Here is a 19077-nt window from a genome sequence, read left to right as displayed (position 1 = left end):
CATGAAGTCATTGGCCGTAATGGTGTGCGCAGTCATGCTCGGCGCCTGTGCCATCGGGCCCGACTACCAGCGTCCGGAGGTCATCGAACCGGCGCAATTCAAGGAAGCCCAAGGCTGGCGTCAGGCTAATCCGAGTGACTCCCTGGCCCGCGGAGCCTGGTGGGAGCTGTACGGCGACCGCCAACTGAATGACCTGGTGGTGCGCCTCAACACGTCCAACCAGACCGTCGCCCAGGCCGAAGCACGTTTTCGCCAGGCCCAGGCACTGGTGCGCAGTTCACGCGGGGCGTTCTACCCCAGCGTCGACCTGAGCGTCGGTAAAACCCGCGCCAGCCAGGGCACCGGCAGCAGCAGCGCGAGCCTCAGCAGCTCCAGCAGCGGTATTCGCGACACCCTCAATGCGCAGTTGGGCGTGAGTTGGGAGGCCGATATCTGGGGCAAGTTGCGCCGTGGTCTGGAGGCCAATGAAGCCAGCGCCGAGGCCAGCTCAGCCGATCTGGCCGCGATGCGCCTGAGCCAACAATCGGAACTGGTGCAAAGCTACCTGCAACTGCGGGTCATGGACGAACAGACACGCCTGCTGCAAGCCACGCTGGACACCTACCAACGCTCATTGAAGATGACCGAAAACCAATACCGCGCCGGTGTAGCCGGCAAGGACGCCATTGCCCAGGCGCAAACCCAGCTCAAGACTACCCAGGCCAGTCTGATCGACCTGATCTGGCAGCGCGCCCAACTGGAAAACGCCATCGCCGTATTGATCGGGGAAGCCCCGGACAACTTCAACCTGGCCGTGAGCAAGGAAATCCCGGCACTGCCACAGATACCGGTGAGCCTGCCATCCCAGTTGCTCGAACGCCGCCCCGACATTGCTTCGGCGGAGCGCTCGGTGATCGCCGCCAACGCCAATATCGGCGTTGCCAAGGCGGCGTACTACCCGGACCTCAGCCTGAGCCTGCAGGGCGGCTATTCCAGCAGCACCTATGAGGATTGGATCAGCCTGCCGAACCGCTTCTGGTCGGTGGGGCCCAAACTGGCGATGACCCTCTTTGATGGCGGCCAGCGCTCGGCGGAAGTCGACCGCACCGTGGCCAGCTATGACGAGACCGTGGCCAAGTACCGCCAGACGGTGCTGGATGGTTTCCGTGAGGTGGAAAACTACATGGTGCAACTCAAGGTACTGGCGGACGAGGCGGTGGTCAGCAATGAAGCGCTGGAGTCAGCGCGTGAGTCGTTGCGCCTGACCGAGAACCAGTACAAGGCGGGGCTGATTGCCTACCTGGACGTGGTCACCGTGCAAGCGACGGCCCTGAGTAACGAGCGTACGGTGTTGAACTTGCTGCAGTCGCGCTTGGTGGCAAGTGTGCAGCTGATTGCCGCACTCGGGGGCGGCTGGGACGGCCAGACCTCCCTGGCCGAAAAGGAGTGACCCGGCCCAAATGTGGGAGGGGGCCTGCCCCCGATGGCGGCCTGACAGCCGACCAGTATTTGACTGATGGTCTCGGTCCAAATGTGGGAGGGGGCTTGCTCCCGATGGCGGCCTGACAGCCGCCCAGGATGTTGGATCAGACCCTGTACATATCCATTCCTGCGGTAACGGCCACTATTTTACAGCGGGTCACTTTTGAAAAGACCCAAAAGTAACCAAAAGGCTCTTGCCCCACCACTCGGCACCTCGCCCAGGCTCGGTGTGCCCGTAATCCGCCATGGATTTGGGGGGCCGCCGCCACGCGCCATCCATGGCGCGGGGCGGCTAAACCGGCATCCCTGCCGGTTTACCCCCCAAATCCCTGTCGAATTCCGGCCAGCGTGGTTTGACGGGGCGCCTAAGATCAAAAGCAAGATCAAGAGCGGCTCGCTTCGCATCGTGGTTACCGTCGGCTGCTACACAGCTGTGTAGCTACCCATGGCCCTCGGGGGGCGAGTCGAATCGTAGCACCGCCTCTCCCACATTTTGATCTCCGTGGTGACCAGAAAATGCCTCATGAGGCCATCCGATTGACGCAAAAAAATCACTAATGGCCTTCTGATAATTAATCACCTGCCCCAGATTCATTCTCGCTACAATCGCCCGCTTTGCCACTTGGCACGGGCTTTTACACCCCGGTAGCCCGCGAGAAGTCCTATGCTGATCGGTAGCTATTCAACCTCCCTTGTCGTGATTTCCCTGTGCGTCGCTGTACTGGCGTCCTATACCGCGTTGGACCTGGCCGGGCGTATCGCTACCGCCAAGGGGCGCGCCGTTTATCTATGGATCAGCGGCGGTGCATTGGCGATGGGCGTCGGTGTCTGGTCCATGCACTTTATCGGCATGTTGGCCCTGCGCCTGCCGTTTGCCCTCGGGTTTGACCTGGGCATCACTGCGCTGTCGCTGTTGATCGCGGTGTTATCCAGTGGCTTCGCCTTGTGGCTGGTCAGTCAGCCACGCCTGCCGGCCTGGCAGTTGGCATTCGGTGCGTTGATCATGGGCGCCGGTATCGCCAGCATGCATTACACCGGCATGGCTGCGATGCGCATGACGCCGGGTATCGACTACGATCCCACTTTGTTTGGCGCCTCATTATTGATTGCAGTGGTGGCTTCCGGTGCGGCACTGTGGATCGCCTTCAACCTGCGGCGCAACACGCCTTATGTGCGCCTGGCACGGGGTGGGGCGGCGGTGGTGATGGGCGTGGCTATCGTCGGCATGCACTACACCGGGATGGCCGCGGCGCGTTTTGCCGACGACAGCTTTTGCGGTGCCGCACTGACGGGCCTGAGCGGCAGGGGCCTGGATAACCTGGTTTTGGTGACCTCTTTGGCGGTGCTGGTCATTGCGCTATTGACCTCGCTGCTCGACGCACGCCTGGAAGCGCGCACTGCCGTGCTCGCCGATTCCCTGACCCTGGCCAACCGGGAGCTGACCCATCTGGCGCTGCATGACATGCTCACCGGCCTGCCCAATCGCACGCTGCTGGCGGATCGCATCCAGCAAGGTATCCAGGCGGTGAATGAGCGGGGCGGCTGCTTTGCCTTAATGTTTATCGACCTGGATGGCTTCAAGCCGGTCAATGATGCATTTGGTCATCACATGGGCGATCAGTTGCTGCGCGAGGTCGGCCTGCGCTTGCGCGAGGACTTGCGCAGCCAGGACACCCTCGCCCGTATCGGTGGCGACGAATTTGTGTTGCTGGTGCAATTGACCCAGCCGGACGATGCCATGGGCTTGGCCGAACGACAGGTTGGCCTGATCAACCGCACCTTCAAGGTCGCCGAGCATGAGTTGAACATCTCTGCCAGCATCGGCATCGCCCTGTTCCCGGGCAACGGCAGCAGCCCTCAGGAATTGTTGATGAACGCCGATGCGGCGATGTACCACGCCAAGGGCATGGGCAAGAACGGCTACAGCTTCTTCGATGTATCGATGAATACCAATGCGCGCAAGCAATTGCAGCTGTTGCAGGATCTGCGCAATGCCCTCGAACAGGGGCAGTTTCGCTTGTATTACCAGCCAAAGTTCGACGCAGTGAGCGGTATTGCGGTGGGCGCCGAGGCGTTGCTGCGTTGGGAGCACCCGCAGCAGGGCCTGTTGCTGCCGGCGACTTTTATCGCACTGGCAGAGAAAACCGGGCTGATCATTCCCATCGGCGAGTGGGTACTCAACGAAGCCTGCCGCCAGATGAGCCTGTGGTATGCACAGGGTTATGAGAGTTGGCGCATTGCCGTAAATCTCTCGGCGTTGCAGTTCTGTCACGCCGGGTTGGTCAACAGCGTAGCGGCCGCCCTGGAGCGTCACCAATTGCCCGCCAACAGCCTGACCCTGGAAATTACCGAGACCACCGCCATGAGCGATGCCGACGCGAGCATGACGGTGTTGCAGCAGCTCTCGGACATGGGCGTCGACCTGTCCATCGATGACTTTGGCACCGGCTACTCCAGCCTGATGTACCTCAAGCGCCTGCCGGCCAACGAGTTGAAGATTGATCGCGGCTTCGTGCGTGACCTGGAACATGACAGCGACGACGCGGCGATCGTTTCGGCCATCGTGGCGCTCGGCCAGGCCCTGGGCTTGCGGATTGTGGCCGAAGGCGTGGAAACCGATGTGCAGCAGGATTTTCTCACTCGCCTGGGATGTGATTCGTTGCAAGGCTACTTGTTGGGGCACCCATTGCCAGCCGATAGCTTCATGGCAGATATCCGCAGCGCCGAACAAACGGTAGCGCCTGACAAAAGCTATGAGTGACGGGTATTCTTGGATCCAACCCTAAACATCAGGTTGAATCTGGAGACCGCAGCCATGGATAAAGTCGTCATCATCACCGGAGGTAGCCGTGGAATTGGCGCCGAGACGGCGTTGCTGGCCGCTCGCGAGGGGTATCGCATCTGCATTAATTACCAGTCTGACGAGAAGGCCGCCCAGGGCATGCTTGAACAGGTGCGCGGTTTGGGCGCCCAGGCCATTGCGGTGCGCGCCGATGTCAGCAGCGAAGATGAGGTGATCGCGTTGTTCAATCGCGTGGATGCCGAACTGGGCCGTGTCACGGCGCTGGTCAATAACGCTGGCACCGTCGGGCAGAAGTCGCGGGTCGATGAAATGTCCGAATTTCGCCTCCTGAAAATCATGAAGACCAATGTGCTGGGCCCGATCCTGTGCGCAAAGCACGCAGTGCTGCGCATGTCGCCCCGGCATGGCGGGCAGGGTGGCAGCATTGTCAACGTATCGTCGGTGGCGGCGCGCCTGGGATCGCCGGGTGAGTATGTCGACTATGCTGCGTCCAAGGGGGCCCTGGACACCTTCACGATTGGCCTGTCGAAAGAGGTCGCGGGTGAAGGCATTCGTGTCAACGCAGTACGCCCCGGCTACATCTTTACCGATTTTCACGCCCTCAGCGGTGACCCGGACCGGGTCAGCAAGCTGGAGTCCGGCATTCCCATGGCTCGTGGTGGGCGCCCGGATGAGGTGGCGGAGGCGATTATCTGGCTGCTGTCGGACAAGGCTTCATACGCCACCGGAACCTTCCTGGATCTGGGTGGAGGACGTTAAATCTCCTGGCTAGCGCCCCAGGCTTTGCAGTACGTCATAGCCGTCTTGCGCGAATGCTACGAGTAGGCGCGCCTCGGAATTTTTACGGGTGGAATAGCCCGCGTTGTAAAAGCCGTTGATCTTGCCGTCATGCCGTTCACTGTTACCGACGCGACGATCATTTACGTTGTCGAGGACATTGATCACTCGCGCCAGGTTATAGGCCGCGTGCGCCCTGGCTTTGGCATCAGGGTTGGCGGATGTCCAGTCGCCCAGTTGTCGCTTGAGCAAGTCGGTCACCGGATAGCTGTCCCTGCGCCTGAGCAGGTGTTTCAACCCTGGATTGGCGTTGATGATTTGCCTGGCGGAGCGACGATCCGCGAAAGGCGGTTCTTCGGGCGCTGCAGGCACCGCAAGCCAGTTGTTTTCCGGGCGCCCTTCGCCAAGCTGGTAGGCGGTCGATGCGGGAAGCATGTTGATGCGCATGGCGGTCTCGAAGTGAAGATACACACACCTGAGTGTCTCCTTGGGGCGCAGGGTTCCTAAGGCTGTGTATCCCATCGTTAAAACGACCGCACAATCCGCCCCAGCGTTTCCATGGCCTTTTCCGACGCCTCGGTCCACGGGCTGCCATAGTTCAAGCGAATGCAATTGCTGAACCGTCGGGTCGCCGAGAAAATCGGCCCCGGGGCAATGCTGATGCCTTGGGCCAAGGCCATCTGGAACAATTTCAGCGAGTCGGTCTGTTCCGGCAGTTCCAGCCACAGGAAATACCCGCCGGCCGGCTGGCTGACCCGTGTCTGGGTCGGGAAGTAACGGGCGATGGCTGCCAGCATGGCGCTTTGCTGTTCTTCCAGGGCATAGCGCAGTTTGCGCAGGTGCCGGTCATAACCGCCGTGCTGCAGGTAGTCGGCAATTGCCGCCTGGGCCGGCATCGATGGGCACAATGAGGTCATCAGTTTCAGGCGCTCGACTTTCTGCGCGAAGCGCCCGGCCGCGACCCAACCGACGCGGTAACCCGGTGCCAGGCTTTTGGCAAAGGAACCGCAATGCATCACCAACCCTTCAGTGTCAAAAGCCTTGGCCGGCTTCGGCGCTTGCTGCCCGTAATACAGCTCTGCATAGACATCATCTTCAATCAACGGCACCTGATGACCGCGCAGCAGTTCCACCAGCGCCTGTTTTTTCGCCTCAGGCAAGGTAGCGCCCATGGGGTTCTGGAAGCTGGTCATGGTCCAGCAGGCCTTGATCGGATAGCGCTCAAGGCTTTGGGCAAGGGCGTCGAGGTCAATGCCGTCGCGTGGGTGCACCGGGATTTCCACGGCCTTGAGCTTCAGGCGCTCCAGCACTTGCAGGCAGGCATAGAACGCCGGGGCTTCGATGGCAACCAGGTCGCCGGGTTCGGTCACGGCCTGCAGGCACAGGTTCAGTGCTTCAAGGGCGCCATTGGTGATCAACAACTCCTCCATGGGCAGCATCAGGCCGCCGACCATGTAACGCAGGGCAATCTGTCGGCGCAGTTGCGGGTTGCCCGGCGACATGTCGGTGACGACCAGGCGCGGGTCCATTTCGCGGCTGGCACTGGCCAGGGACCGAGCCAGGCGGGGCAGTGGGAATAACATCGGGCTGGGGAACGCCGAGCCGAAGGGCACGGTGTTAGGGTCCTTGATGGAGTCCAGGACCGAGAACACCAGTTCGCTCACGTCTACATCGGTGGATTCGTGCACCTGCTCACTCACCTCCGGTTCGGAAAACGGGCTGGGCGCATGGGTGTTGACGAAGTAGCCGGAACGCGGCCGTGCGCGAATCAGGCCGCGGCGCTCCAGCAGGTAGTAAGCCTGGAACACTGTGGACGGGCTGACGCCGTAGGTCTGGCTGGCGTAGCGCACCGATGGTACACGCTGGCCAGGGCCGAGGACGCCGGAGCGGATCAGTTCTGCGATGTCGTCGGCGAATTTTTCGTAGCGTTTCATGGGGGCCTTAAACAGGTTTTTCTGTGTGTACGCTGGGTAAATGTGGGAGCGAGCAAGCCCGCTCCCACATTTGGATCTCTATCTATCCAGATAGATTTCAGCGATTCAACGGTGCAACAAAACGACTGTCTGCAGCGCTGTAGATCCAGGGTTCATCCACATCCGTGACTTTGAAGCGGATAGTCTGCGAACTGCTCACCGGTTTGTCCGCCAGCAATGCCACCGACACCGGTACATCGACGATTTCCCCGGGCGCCAGGCTGAACTGGGTCTTGCCCTGCAACTGGAAGCCGTCGGCATCCACCAGTCCCAGACGGTAGTCCTGGCGTTGCTGGGTCTTGTTGATGACCTTGAGGCTGTAGATGTTTTCGATCAAGCCCTGGCTGTTTTCGCGGAACATACCACGGTCCTTGGTGACGTCCAGCGATACCATCGGCCGTTCGACCAAGGCCACCACCAACGCTGCGATCATCACCAACAGCACGGCACTGTAGCCGATCAGGCGGGGCCGCAGCAGGTGAGTCTTGCCACCTTGCAATTGGTGTTCGCTGGTGTAGCTCACCAAGCCGCGGGCATAGCCCATTTTGTCCATGATCGAGTCGCAGGCGTCGATGCAGGCCGCGCAGCCGATGCATTCCATTTGCAGGCCGTCACGAATATCGATGCCGGTGGGGCATACCTGCACGCACAGTTGGCAATCGATGCAATCGCCGAGGCCGACGTCCGCGGGCTGCACCTCGCGTTTACGCGGGCCACGGCGTTCGCCACGGGCGGCGTCGTAGGAAATGGTCAGGGTGTCTTTATCAAACATCACACTCTGGAACCGTGCATAGGGGCACATGTGCATGCACACCGCTTCGCGCAGCCAGCCGGCATTGATGTAAGTGGCACCGGTAAAAAACAGCACCCAGAACAGGCTCACGCCGCCCATCTGCCAGGTCAGCAATTCGGTGGCGAGCGGGCGGATCGGTGTGAAGTAGCCAACAAACGTCAGCCCCGTCAGCACGCTGATACCCAGCCACAACGTATGTTTGGCCGAGCGCCGCGCCAGTTTATTCAGGCTCCATGGTGCGGCTTGCAGCTTGATGCGTTGGTTGCGCTCGCCCTCGGTGACCTTTTCACACCACATGAACAGCCAAGTGAACGAACTTTGCGGGCAGGTGTAGCCGCACCATACGCGGCCGGCAAACACCGTGATTGCAAACAGGCCAAAGGCGCAGATGATCAGCAGCGCCGAGAGCAGGATGAAATCCTGAGGCCAGAAAGTAGCGCCGAAGATGTGGAACTTACTCTCGGCCAGGTCCCACAGCACGGCTTGGCGGCCACCCCAGTTCAGCCATACGGTGCCAAAAAAGATCAGGAACAGCAGGCCGGCACCGCCGACGCGCAAGGTGCGAAACACGCCGGTGAAGCTGCGGGTATGAATCAGGTTGTCGCTGGATCTGGCCTTCACCTTCTTTGGGTGGTTGGGCTCAAAGGTTTCCACGGTTGGGATTCGTTCGCTCATGGTCGTTCGCTCATCAGCCTCCATCAGGCCGGGGAACTATGGGCGACAGTCTGTTCGCATAACAGGCTCAGGCATGGTGATAAAAAGCGGATCAGATGGGGCTGGTTCAACCGTCTTTGGCAATCTGCTGTACCCCAGGCTCACTGGGGTACAGGGGGGCTTAGATGTGTATTGATACAGATCAATCAAATCACCGAACCCGGTTTATCGGCCTTTACGTGGTTACGACCATCTTTGGCGCCTTCTACGGTGAGGGCGTCGGCCTCGGCTTCGGTGATGTAGATCTGCTGGCCGGCCAATTCCACATAAGACATGGCTTTTTCATTGTCGGTAAGAATATTTACCCGAGTAGCCGGCAGGCTCTGTTCCTGGCCGGTCTCGTCGAGCGTGAAGTAGCACAAATGATTTTCGATGCGTACAGACATGGCGATCTCCTGTTCATGGGCTATGTCCCGTTAGGCGACGGTAACGCTGGCGGGTTCCAGGCAACTGACTGGCGGTCTGCACTGTCTATCTTTCATTCACAATAAGAAAGGACACATCCATGGACGCCTGGTGGCATCAAGTGTGGCAAACCCTGCAGGCTGAATTTGCCGACATCGGCGACGCTCGGCAGTTGACGCAAATCACTGTGCGCCTGCTGATCGCCGCGCTTTTAGGCGGCATCCTGGGGTTTGAACGTGAACAAAAGGGCAAGGCGGCAGGGGTGCGCACCCATATGCTGGTGGCCTTGGGCGCCGCGTTGTTTGTGCTGGTGCCGCAAATGTCCGGCAGCCAGGCGGACGCCATGAGCCGCGTGGTGCAGGGGGTGATTGCTGGGATTGGCTTCCTTGGCGCCGGTACCATCCTCAAGGGCAAGGAAGACGAGGAGGGCCAGCACGTGAAGGGCCTGACCACGGCGGCCGGGTTATGGATGACCGCCGCCATTGGGGTGGCGGCGGGGATGGGGCGTGAATCGACGGCGGTACTCAGTACGCTGCTGGCACTGATGGTATTCAGTGTGATGCCACGGGTCGTCAAGCTGCTGGAGAAGGATGAGTGACACGGGTCAGGTAGTGAGGTTGCTGTACCTGACCTCACCGAAGACCTTCACTACAAAAGGCGGCTCTCCTGGGTTACCGGAAATCATCACCACGCTCGTATTATTGGCCGGGCTGTAGTGAATCTGCATCTCACCACTGGCGCCTGAAAAATTTTCTACCAATTTCAATGGCTTGTTGCCGAGTTGGTGTCGAATTGCCGATACATCGAGTTTGTCTTTGTTGTGGTCAAAATCCATCACTTCTTTAGGTGCGTCGAAGTTTGAATCGCGGATGTTGTGGAATGTGAAGGTCTGGCTATTGTCAGTCCTGGGGTTGCTGCTGGCGCTCTGGGTGCTCTGGGTGCTCTGGTTGTTGTTGTTGTTGTTGTTGTTGTTGTTGTTGTTGTTGTTGTTGTTGTTGTTGTTGTTGTTGTTGTTGTCGTTGTCGTTGTTGTCAGGTTTGGGGCTGTCTGCCGCTGGCGGTGAATTGTCCGGTTGCGGGGTCGGCTCGCCGAGGTCCACTTCCTTGCCGATATCGAAGAGGGCCGAGGCGAGGGGCGTACTTTGCCGCACCCGCTGTTTGGTATAAGAGTCCTCAATGCGTAGCTCATGCTCGATTTGCCTGTATTGGCTGAAACCTTCCTCGGGGTCAGAAGTGGAGATGCGGTCGCGGATCTCTTGAGCGCTCAAGCCCGATGCCTCTGTTTGTGCGGAGCGGTCATGGATCCTCTGCAGGCTTGACTGACCTAAACGTTCCTTCGCTTCGGTAATCACCTTACGCGCCTCATCTGCATCCGGGCCTTGCAGCAAGGACTTGACATTTTCCTTGCTCAACAGACTCCAGATCGCGGCCAACTGCCCTGCGGTCTCCCGCGAGTTCGGTTCGCGCAGCATCTTGGTAACGTTCTCCCGGCTGGTGAGCGCACGAAGCTCGGCGAGCTGGGGAGCGTCAGCACCGGGCGCTCGCGGCTCTACATTCGTAGTGGGTGCAGTGCTGGGCGCAGTTGAGGTTTGCTTCTTGGGGGCGTCGGTACCGGGCGCCTGCGGTTCTACATTCGTGGTGGGTGGAGGACTGGGCGGCGTTGAGATTTGCCCAGCCTTGGGGGTATCGGCATTGGGCACCTGCGGTTTTACATTCGTCGCGGGGGCAGGGTTGGGCGGGGTAAAAGCTTGCGGCCCTCTGGGGAGGTCCGAGGGGTGCCTGTCAGGCTCTTTCCTGCGCATGATTCCGCTGGGGCCGGCCCTTAATAAATCGTTCACTTTCTGTCGATAATCGTTGGCTGACGGTTGTTGTATGCCGTGAATATTCGACGTTGGGGGCAGTAGTGAGATGGACATGGAAGGTACTCGCGTTACGGATGGAAATAGTCTGCAGCCAGCCACAAGGCGGGTCAGCGCACGAGCACTGAATCTATCTTGACCTTGGGAGGGGGGAGCTCGGCGCCGTCTGTAATACGAGTGGGAAAAATCAACAGAGCTTGCTCGCGATGTTTGGTTCGCAAGCAAGCGATTGCGGGCCTGTGAATCAGGCGATAACGGGCGGCATCGTTGTGGGGGGCTCCTGGACGGGCGGTGGCTCGTTTTCAGGGGGCTCTTGTTCAGGAACGGGTTTGGGTTCTGTGGGCGGCAGCGGGGGCTCGTCGATATTCGGATCTTCGGGTTCAGGGGGTAACGGGATATTCATGGGTATGGCCTCGTTTGTGCTTTGCTCTATCGGTGGACCATGGTCTGCGGGAATTGATTCCCGCCCAGTGGCGGTATATCCACCTGAACTTTTGAATGGCACCCAGGCTCGGACCTTATACGGCCCTACTCAGGAAGAGTGTCGCCGTTTCTGAATTCGGATCAAGCAAAGGGCGTCCACGGGGCGTAAGGGGAAGATGCTCGATGACTGCTGAAACACTGGCTCCAGAAGATTCCGTATTGCCGCTGTCCCAGGCGCTTTTGTTACCCAGGATCGCTATCGAAAGCACCATGCCGGTGATCGACAATGGCGAGTTCGCTGTCAAGGCGGTGGTTGGCCAGCGGATCAATGTCACCAGCAAAGTGTTCGCCGATGGCCACGACAAACTGGCGGTGCTCATCCGCTGGCGAGCGCGGGAGGATGAAAGCTGGCACAGCGTGGTCATGAACGATTTGGGCAATAATGGCTGGGAAGGGGCGTTCAGCGTCGCCCAGCAGGGCCCGCATGAATACTGCATCGAAGCCTGGATCGATACCTTCGCCAGCTTTTGTTACGAACTGCGCAAGAAACATGAGGCCGGGGTGCCGGTCAGCCTCGAGCTGCAGGAAGGCCGCAGCCTGGTGCTGCAGGCCGCCGAGCGCAGTGACAACGAACTGCGCGACCGCTTGATGCTGTTGCACCACGAACTGTCGGGCCTGTTGGAAACCGAGCAGGTGGCGCTGTTTCTGCATGAAAACAGTGCACACTTGATGACCCAGGCCGATCACCGCGCCTACCTGAGCGTCAGCCCGGTGTACCCGATTGATGTGGAACGCGAAGCGGCGCAGTTTGCCAGTTGGTACGAACTGTTTCCCCGCTCGATCACCGACGAGCCGGCGCGCCACGGCACCTTCAACGATGTGCACTCGCGCTTGTCGATGATCCATGACATGGGCTTTGACGTGCTGTACTTCCCACCGATCCATCCCATCGGCCGCAGTCATCGCAAGGGCAAGAACAATGCTCTGACGGCCGGCCCCGATGATCCCGGCAGCCCCTATGCCATCGGCAGTGAAGAGGGCGGTCACGAGGCGATCCACCCGCAGTTGGGTAGCCGCGATGACTTCCGCCGGCTGGTCAAGGCCGCCGCCGACCACGGCCTGGAAATCGCCCTGGACTTCGCCATCCAGTGTTCCCAGGACCATCCGTGGCTCAAGCAGCACCCAGGCTGGTTCAACTGGCGCCCGGACGGCACGATCAAGTATGCGGAAAACCCGCCAAAGAAATACCAGGACATCGTTAACGTCGATTTCTATGCGGCGGATGCGATCCCCGGCCTGTGGACCGCGCTGCGCGACATTGTGGTGGGCTGGGTGGAAGAGGGCGTCAAGACCTTTCGCGTGGACAACCCCCACACCAAGCCGCTGCCATTCTGGCAGTGGCTGATCAGCGACGTCAGGGCCAAATATCCTGAGGTGATCTTCCTGGCGGAGGCGTTCACCACCCCGGCCATGATGGCGCGCCTGGGCAAGGTCGGCTACTCCCAGAGCTATACCTACTTTACCTGGCGCAACACCAAGGCCGAGTTGAGCGAATACCTGACGCAACTGAACCAATCGCCGTGGCGCGAATGCTACCGGCCGAATTTCTTCGTCAATACACCGGACATCAACCCAGGCTTTTTGCACCAGTCCGGGCGCCCCGGCTTCTTGATCCGTGCCGCCCTGGCGACCATGGGCTCGGGCCTGTGGGGTATGTATTCGGGCTTTGAGCTGTGTGAAGCCGCGCCGGTGCCCGGTAAAGAGGAATACCTGGATTCGGAGAAGTACGAAATCCGCCCTCGGGACTTTACCGCGCCCGGCAACATCATTGCCGAGATCGCCCAGCTCAACCGTATCCGTCGGCAGAACCCGGCGTTGCAGACCCATCTGGGGCTGAAGCTCTATAACGCCTGGAATGACAACATCCTGTATTTCGGCAAGCGCAGCGAAGACGGCAGTAACTTTATCCTGGTGGCGGTCAACCTCGACCCCTTCAATGCCCAGGAAGCTCATTTCGAGTTGCCGCTGTGGGAGATGGGCCTGCCCGACGACGCCCAGACCCAGGGCGAGGACCTGATGAATGGCCATCGCTGGACCTGGTACGGCAAGACCCAATGGACACGGCTAGAACCGCAGATGCCATTTGGGATCTGGCGTATCACTGTTTCCTAGGCAAGTGGAGATCAGAGCGTGGGAGGGGGCAAGCCCCTCCCACATTGATTGCATTTGCGTGTGCAGAATTTCAGGAGTTTCCAATGGCGAAGAAACCCAAGGCAGCCACCTTTATCAAAGACCCGCTCTGGTACAAGGACGCGGTGATCTATCAGGTTCACGTCAAATCCTATTTCGACTCCAACAACGACGGCATCGGTGACTTTCCCGGGCTGATTGCCAAGCTCGACTACATTGCCGACCTCGGTGTGAACACCATCTGGCTGTTGCCGTTCTACCCTTCGCCACGCCGTGATGACGGCTACGATATTGCCGAGTACCGTGGCGTACACAGCGACTACGGGACCATGGCCGACGCCAAGCGCTTCATTGCCGAAGCCCATAAGCGCGGGCTGCGAGTGATCACCGAGCTGGTGATCAATCACACCTCCGACCAGCACCCCTGGTTCCAGCGTGCGCGCAAGGCCAAGCCGGGCTCGGCGGCACGGGATTTCTACGTATGGTCGGACGATGACCAGAAGTACGACGGCACGCGCATTATTTTCCTCGACACCGAAAAGTCCAACTGGACCTGGGACCCGGTGGCGGGCCAGTACTTCTGGCACCGCTTCTATTCGCACCAGCCCGACCTCAACTTCGATAACCCGCAAGTGATGAAAGCGGTGCTGTCGGTGATGCGCTATTGGCTCGACCTTGGCATCGACGGCCTGCGCCTGGATGCGATCCCCTACCTGATCGAACGCGACGGCACCAATAACGAAAACCTTGCGGAAACCCACGACGTTCTCAAGCAGATCCGTGCCGAAATCGACGCCCATTACCCTGACCGCATGCTGCTGGCCGAGGCCAACCAATGGCCGGAAGACACCCAGCTGTACTTTGGCGACCGCAAGGGCGATGACGGCGATGAGTGCCACATGGCCTTCCACTTTCCGCTGATGCCGCGCATGTACATGGCATTGGCCCAGGAAGATCGCTTCCCCATCACTGATATTTTGCGTCAGACCCCGGAGATTCCCGCCAACTGCCAATGGGCGATCTTCCTGCGCAACCACGATGAACTGACCCTGGAAATGGTCACCGACAGGGAGCGCGACTACCTGTGGAACTACTACGCCGCCGACCGCCGCGCGCGTATCAACCTGGGCATCCGCCGGCGCCTGGCGCCGCTGATGGAGCGCGATCGCCGCCGTGTGGAGTTGCTCAATAGCCTGTTGCTGTCGATGCCGGGCACGCCGACCTTGTATTACGGCGATGAAATTGGCATGGGTGACAACATCTATCTGGGCGACCGCGACGGCGTGCGTACACCGATGCAATGGTCCATCGACCGCAACGGCGGTTTTTCCCGCGCCGACCCGGCCAGCCTGGTGTTGCCGCCGATCATGGACGCGCAATACGGTTATCAGTCGGTCAACGTCGAAACCCAGGCCCAGGACCCGCACTCGCTGCTCAACTGGACCCGACGCATGCTCGCCGTACGCAAGCAGTCGAAGGCGTTTGGCCGCGGCAGCCTGAAAATGCTTTCGCCAACCAATCGCCGCATTCTTGCCTATACCCGTGAGTACACCGGCGAAGATGGCCGTAGCGAGATCATCCTGTGCGTGGCCAACGTGTCGCGCAGCGCCCAGGCTGCGGAGCTGGACCTGTCTGCGTTTGCCGGCATGGTACCGGTGGAAATGCTTGGCGGTAATGCGTTCCCACCCATCGGCCAGCTGAATTTCCTGCTGACCCTGGCGCCCTATGGCTTCTATTGGTTTGTACTGGCGGCGGAGAACCAGATGCCCAGCTGGCATGTGGAACCGGCGCAAAGCATGCCTGACTTCACCACCCTGGTACTGAAAAAACGCATGGAAGAATTGCTGGAAGAACCTTGCCGCACCAGTCTTGAGCAAACCTCATTGCCGGCCTGGCTGCCCAAGCGTCGCTGGTTTGCCGGCAAAGACACGGCCATCGACAGCGTGCACATCGCTTACGGTATTCGCTTTGGCGACCCGCAGCACCCGGTGCTGCTCAGTGAAATCGAGGTAACCAGTGGCGGCCAGGTCAGCCGTTATCAATTGCCGTTGGGCTTTCTGGGCGAAGACCAGTTCACCAGTGCCTTGCCCCAGCAATTGGCCCTGGCTCGCGTGCGGCGTACCCGCCAGGTAGGGTTGGTGACTGATGCGTTCAGCCTTGAGCAGTTTATCCGTGAGGTGATCCAGGCCATGCAGGCCGGTACCGTGCTCAGTTCCGTTGAGGGCGATCTGCGTTTCGAGTCGACCCAACACTTGGCCGGGCTGCAACTGGGCAGCGAATCGCCGGTGCGCTACTTGTCCGCCGAGCAGTCCAACAGCTCGGTGGTAGTGGGCGAGAGCCTGGTGCTCAAGTTGATCCGCAAAGTCAGCGCCGGGGTGCACCCGGAGCTGGAAATGAGTGCCTACCTGACCGCCGCCGGCTACCCGAATATTTCGCCATTGCTGGGTTCGATGAGTCGCCGCGATGGGCAAGGCCAGGACAACCTGCTGATGATTGCCCAAGGCTACCTCAGCAACCAGGGCGATGCCTGGAGCTGGACCCAGAACAACCTGGAGCGGGCGATCCGCGACGAACTGGCCGAGGCCATCTCCGAACAGGAGCAGCACTACAACGCCCTGGGGGAACTGGCGGATTTCGCCGGGCTGCTTGGCCAGCGCCTGGGGGAAATGCACCTGGTGCTGGGCACGCCGACCGCCGACAAGGCTTTCAAGCCCGAACTCACCACGGCCAAGGATACCCAGGCCTGGGCCAAGGATGTCGGCGCCCAGATCGACCGCGCCCTGCAACTGCTCAAACTTCATCAAAGCCAGTTGAACCCCGCTGATCAGGCGTTGGTCAGTGAATTACTGGCGCAGAAAAAAGCCATCGCCGGGCATGTCCAGGCGTTGGCGAAGGCCACGCTAGGCGGATTGCGTATCCGGGTGCATGGAGACTTGCATCTGGGCCAGGTATTGGTGGTCAAGGGCGATGCCTACCTGATCGACTTTGAAGGCGAACCGGCGCGACCACTGCATGAACGGCGTGGCAAACACAGCCCCTATAAAGATGTGAGTGGCGTGTTGCGCTCCTTCGATTACGCGGCGGCCACGGCCCTGAATGTGCAAGGAGTGGATCACTCGCCGGAAGCGGACAACGCGCGTAAACGCGTGACCGATCGCTACCTGAATGAAGCCCGCCAGGCATTTACCCAGGCCTACCAGGCGGCGACGGCTACACTGGCGCATGATTGGCAGGATGCCAAGGGCCAGGACGCAGCGCTGACGTTGTTCAGCCTGGAGAAGGCTGCGTACGAAGTGGCCTACGAAGCGGAAAATCGCCCGACCTGGTTGCCGGTGCCCCTGCAAGGGCTGCACGGTTTGCTCAGCGGGCTAACACCTAAATCGAAACCTGTACGCGGTGGGGAGACCTCATGAGTTTTACACATAAAGAACCGCTGCAGCCCAAGCTGACGGCATTGCCGGCGTCCAAGGACGTCGAAGCGCTGGTGCGCGCCGAGCACCCCGATCCATTCTCGATCCTGGGGCCCCATGACGACGAGCAGGGGGGGCAGTTTATCCGCGTCTTTCTGCCGGAGGCGTTGAGCGTCCAAGTGCTCAGCCGCGATGGCAGCGAGACCCTTGGCAGCCTGGAGGCCAACCAGGTACCGGGTTTGTTTGTCGGGCAGTTCAGCACGCGCCAGCCTTACCTGTTGAAAATCCAGTGGGCGGGCGGCGAGCAGATCACCGAAGACCCCTACAGCTTCAGCCAATTGTTGCTGGGGGAAATGGACCTCTACCTGTTTGCCGAAGGCAATCATCGTGACCTTGGCAGTTGCCTCGGCGCCCAGGTGACCAGCGTCGACGGCGTCGCGGGCGTGCGCTTTGCGGTATGGGCACCGAATGCACGGCGGGTCTCGGTGGTGGGCGACTTCAATATCTGGGACGGTCGCCGTCATCCGATGCGCCTGCGCCATCCGTCTGGCGTCTGGGAGATTTTTATCCCTCGCCTGCAACCGGGTGCCGCCTACAAATATGAAATCCTCGGTGCCCATGGGATCCTGCCGCTCAAGGCCGACCCCATGGCCCTGGCCACCCAATTGCCGCCCGATACCGCCTCTAAAGTCGCCGCTCCCTTGCAGGTAGACTGGCAGGACCATGACTGGATGCAGGCCCGTGGCGACAAGCAGAAATCCACTGCGCCGTTGTCGATCTATGAGCTGCATGTGGGCTCCTGGCAGTGCGAACTGGACGAGACCGGCGAAGTCGCCCGCCAGTACGGCTGGCGTGAACTGGCCGAGCGCCTGATTCCCTATGTGCAGCAACTGGGCTTCACTCATATCGAGCTGATGCCGATCATGGAGCATCCCTTTGGCGGTTCCTGGGGCTATCAAGCCCTGTCGCAGTTCGCGCCCAGTGCGCGCTTTGGCTCGCCGGAAGACTTCGCCTGGTTCGTCAATGCCTGCCATCAGGCAGATATCGGCGTGATCCTTGACTGGGTGCCGGCGCATTTTCCCACCGACACCCACGGCTTGGCGCAATTCGACGGCACGGCGCTGTACGAATATGCCAACCCGCTGGAAGGCTTCCACCAGGATTGGGACACGTTGATCTACAACCTGGGCCGCACCGAGGTCCATGGCTTCATGTTGGCGTCGGCGTTGCACTGGCTCAAGCATTTCCATGTCGACGGTCTGCGAGTGGATGCGGTGGCGTCGATGTTGTACCGCGACTACTCGCGCAAGGCTGGAGAGTGGGTGCCCAATCGCCATGGCGGCCGGGAAAACCTGGAAGCCATCGACTTCCTGCGGCACTTGAACGACGTGGTCGCCCTGGAAGCGCCGGGGGCCTTGGTGATTGCCGAGGAGTCCACCGCCTGGCCCGGGGTGAGCCAGCCGACCCAACAGGGTGGCCTGGGGTTCAACTACAAGTGGAACATGGGGTGGATGCATGACTCGCTGCATTACATTCAGCAAGACCCGGTGTACCGCGCCCATCATCACAACGAACTGAGTTTTGGCCTGGTCTACGCCTGGTCCGAGCGTTTTATCCTGCCGATCTCCCACGACGAGGTGGTGCACGGCAAGCACTCGCTGATCGACAAGATGCCTGGCGACCGCTGGCAGAAGTTCGCCAACCTGCGCGCCTACCTGAGTTTCATGTGGATGCACCCGGGCAAGAAGCTCTTGTTCATGGGCTGTGAGTTTGGCCAGTGGCGCGAGTGGAACCATGACCAGCAACTGGATTGGTACTTGTTGCAATACCCCGAGCACCGCGGCGTGCAGAAGCTGGTGGGTGACTTGAACCGCCTGTATCGCGAGGAGCCGGCGCTGCACGAACAGGATGATGCACCCCAGGGCTTCCAATGGTTGATTGGCGATGACGCGATCAACAGCGTCTACGCCTGGCTGCGCTGGAGCAAGGACGGTAAGCCGGTGCTGGTGGTCGCCAACTTCACCCCGGTACCGCGTGAAGGCTATGCGGTGGGTGTGCCCTTCGGCGGGCGCTGGAGCGAGGTGATCAACAGTGATGCGGATACCTACGCCGGGTCAAACTTTGGCAACGGCGGAGAGGTGCTTGCCCAGGAGGAGCCACGTCATGGGCAACCGGCGTCGTTGTCGTTGAACCTGCCGCCGTTGGGCGTACTGATTCTGCGCCCGCAAGGACTTTAAGGGCTCTTCCTTGCTGGACGCAGTTGTCCAGGC

The 19077-nt window shown here is 60.3% G+C and carries 12 protein-coding genes; 7 read left to right on the top strand and 5 right to left on the bottom strand.

Annotated features, from left to right (window positions below; translation table 11 throughout):
• Position 1 precedes the first annotated feature (1 nt).
• The 3 genes from BLU48_RS11590 (at position 2) to BLU48_RS11575 (ending at position 5023) form a co-directional block, all read left to right on the top strand.
• Positions 2-1429 (top strand): efflux transporter outer membrane subunit, encoded by a 1428-nt coding sequence (locus BLU48_RS11590; protein WP_231989058.1) that lies wholly within the window; start codon positions 2-4, stop codon positions 1427-1429.
• 696 nt (positions 1430-2125) lie between these two features.
• The gene (locus tag BLU48_RS11580; protein WP_057022454.1) at positions 2126-4222 is read left to right on the top strand and encodes a putative bifunctional diguanylate cyclase/phosphodiesterase; all 2097 of its coding nucleotides are present in this window, start codon (positions 2126-2128) and stop codon (positions 4220-4222) included.
• Between the two features lie 54 nt (positions 4223-4276).
• Positions 4277-5023: an SDR family oxidoreductase gene (locus BLU48_RS11575; protein ID WP_057022453.1), complete on the top strand. Its 747-nt coding sequence runs from the start codon at positions 4277-4279 to the stop codon at positions 5021-5023.
• Between the two features lie 9 nt (positions 5024-5032).
• Here the strand turns inward: BLU48_RS11575 and BLU48_RS11570 are convergent, their stop codons facing one another.
• From BLU48_RS11570 to BLU48_RS11555, 4 genes are all read right to left on the bottom strand, one after another.
• Positions 5033-5512 carry a hypothetical protein gene (locus BLU48_RS11570; protein WP_231989035.1) on the bottom strand — a complete coding sequence of 160 codons (480 nt, stop codon included), beginning with the start codon at positions 5510-5512 and terminating at the stop codon, positions 5033-5035.
• Positions 5513-5565: 53 nt separating this feature from the next.
• Entirely contained in the window at positions 5566-6975 is a 1410-nt protein-coding gene (gene mapR, locus BLU48_RS11565; RefSeq protein WP_057022452.1) for a GntR family transcriptional regulator MpaR, read from the bottom strand.
• Between the two features lie 97 nt (positions 6976-7072).
• Positions 7073-8482, bottom strand: coding sequence for a cytochrome c oxidase accessory protein CcoG (ccoG, locus tag BLU48_RS11560; protein ID WP_057022451.1), 1410 nt, complete (start codon positions 8480-8482; stop codon positions 7073-7075).
• 185 nt (positions 8483-8667) lie between these two features.
• Complete coding sequence (locus BLU48_RS11555) at positions 8668-8907, bottom strand: DUF3203 family protein (RefSeq protein ID WP_056845851.1); 240 nt, start codon at positions 8905-8907, stop codon at positions 8668-8670.
• 119 nt (positions 8908-9026) lie between these two features.
• On the opposite strand from BLU48_RS11555, the gene BLU48_RS11550 reads away from it, so the two are divergent.
• Entirely contained in the window at positions 9027-9524 is a 498-nt protein-coding gene (locus BLU48_RS11550) for an MgtC/SapB family protein (protein WP_057022450.1), read from the top strand.
• A 6-nt stretch (positions 9525-9530) separates the two neighbouring features.
• On the opposite strand, the gene BLU48_RS31695 is transcribed toward BLU48_RS11550, so the two are convergent.
• Complete coding sequence (locus BLU48_RS31695) at positions 9531-10841, bottom strand: M10 family metallopeptidase C-terminal domain-containing protein (RefSeq protein ID WP_139811357.1); 1311 nt, start codon at positions 10839-10841, stop codon at positions 9531-9533.
• A gap of 549 nt (positions 10842-11390) precedes the next feature.
• On the opposite strand from BLU48_RS31695, the gene BLU48_RS11540 reads away from it, so the two are divergent.
• The 3 genes from BLU48_RS11540 to glgB all read left to right on the top strand — a co-directional run bounded on the left by BLU48_RS11540 (position 11391) and on the right by glgB (position 19044).
• Entirely contained in the window at positions 11391-13379 is a 1989-nt protein-coding gene (locus tag BLU48_RS11540; protein WP_057022449.1) for an alpha-1,4-glucan--maltose-1-phosphate maltosyltransferase, read from the top strand.
• Positions 13380-13462: 83 nt separating this feature from the next.
• Complete coding sequence (gene treS / locus BLU48_RS11535) at positions 13463-16810, top strand: maltose alpha-D-glucosyltransferase (RefSeq protein WP_057022448.1); 3348 nt, start codon at positions 13463-13465, stop codon at positions 16808-16810.
• Positions 16807-19044: a 1,4-alpha-glucan branching protein GlgB gene (gene glgB / locus BLU48_RS11530; protein ID WP_057022447.1), complete on the top strand. Its 2238-nt coding sequence runs from the start codon at positions 16807-16809 to the stop codon at positions 19042-19044. The genes treS and glgB overlap by 4 nt, the downstream gene beginning before the upstream one ends.
• The last annotated feature ends 33 nt before the right edge of the window (positions 19045-19077 follow it).

Origin of the sequence: Pseudomonas synxantha, assembly GCF_900105675.1 — a bacterium.
GTDB lineage: Bacteria > Pseudomonadota > Gammaproteobacteria > Pseudomonadales > Pseudomonadaceae > Aquipseudomonas > Aquipseudomonas synxantha.
The sequence above is the reverse complement of the archived record's forward strand: the minus strand, read 5'-3'. Positions and strand labels throughout refer to the sequence as shown.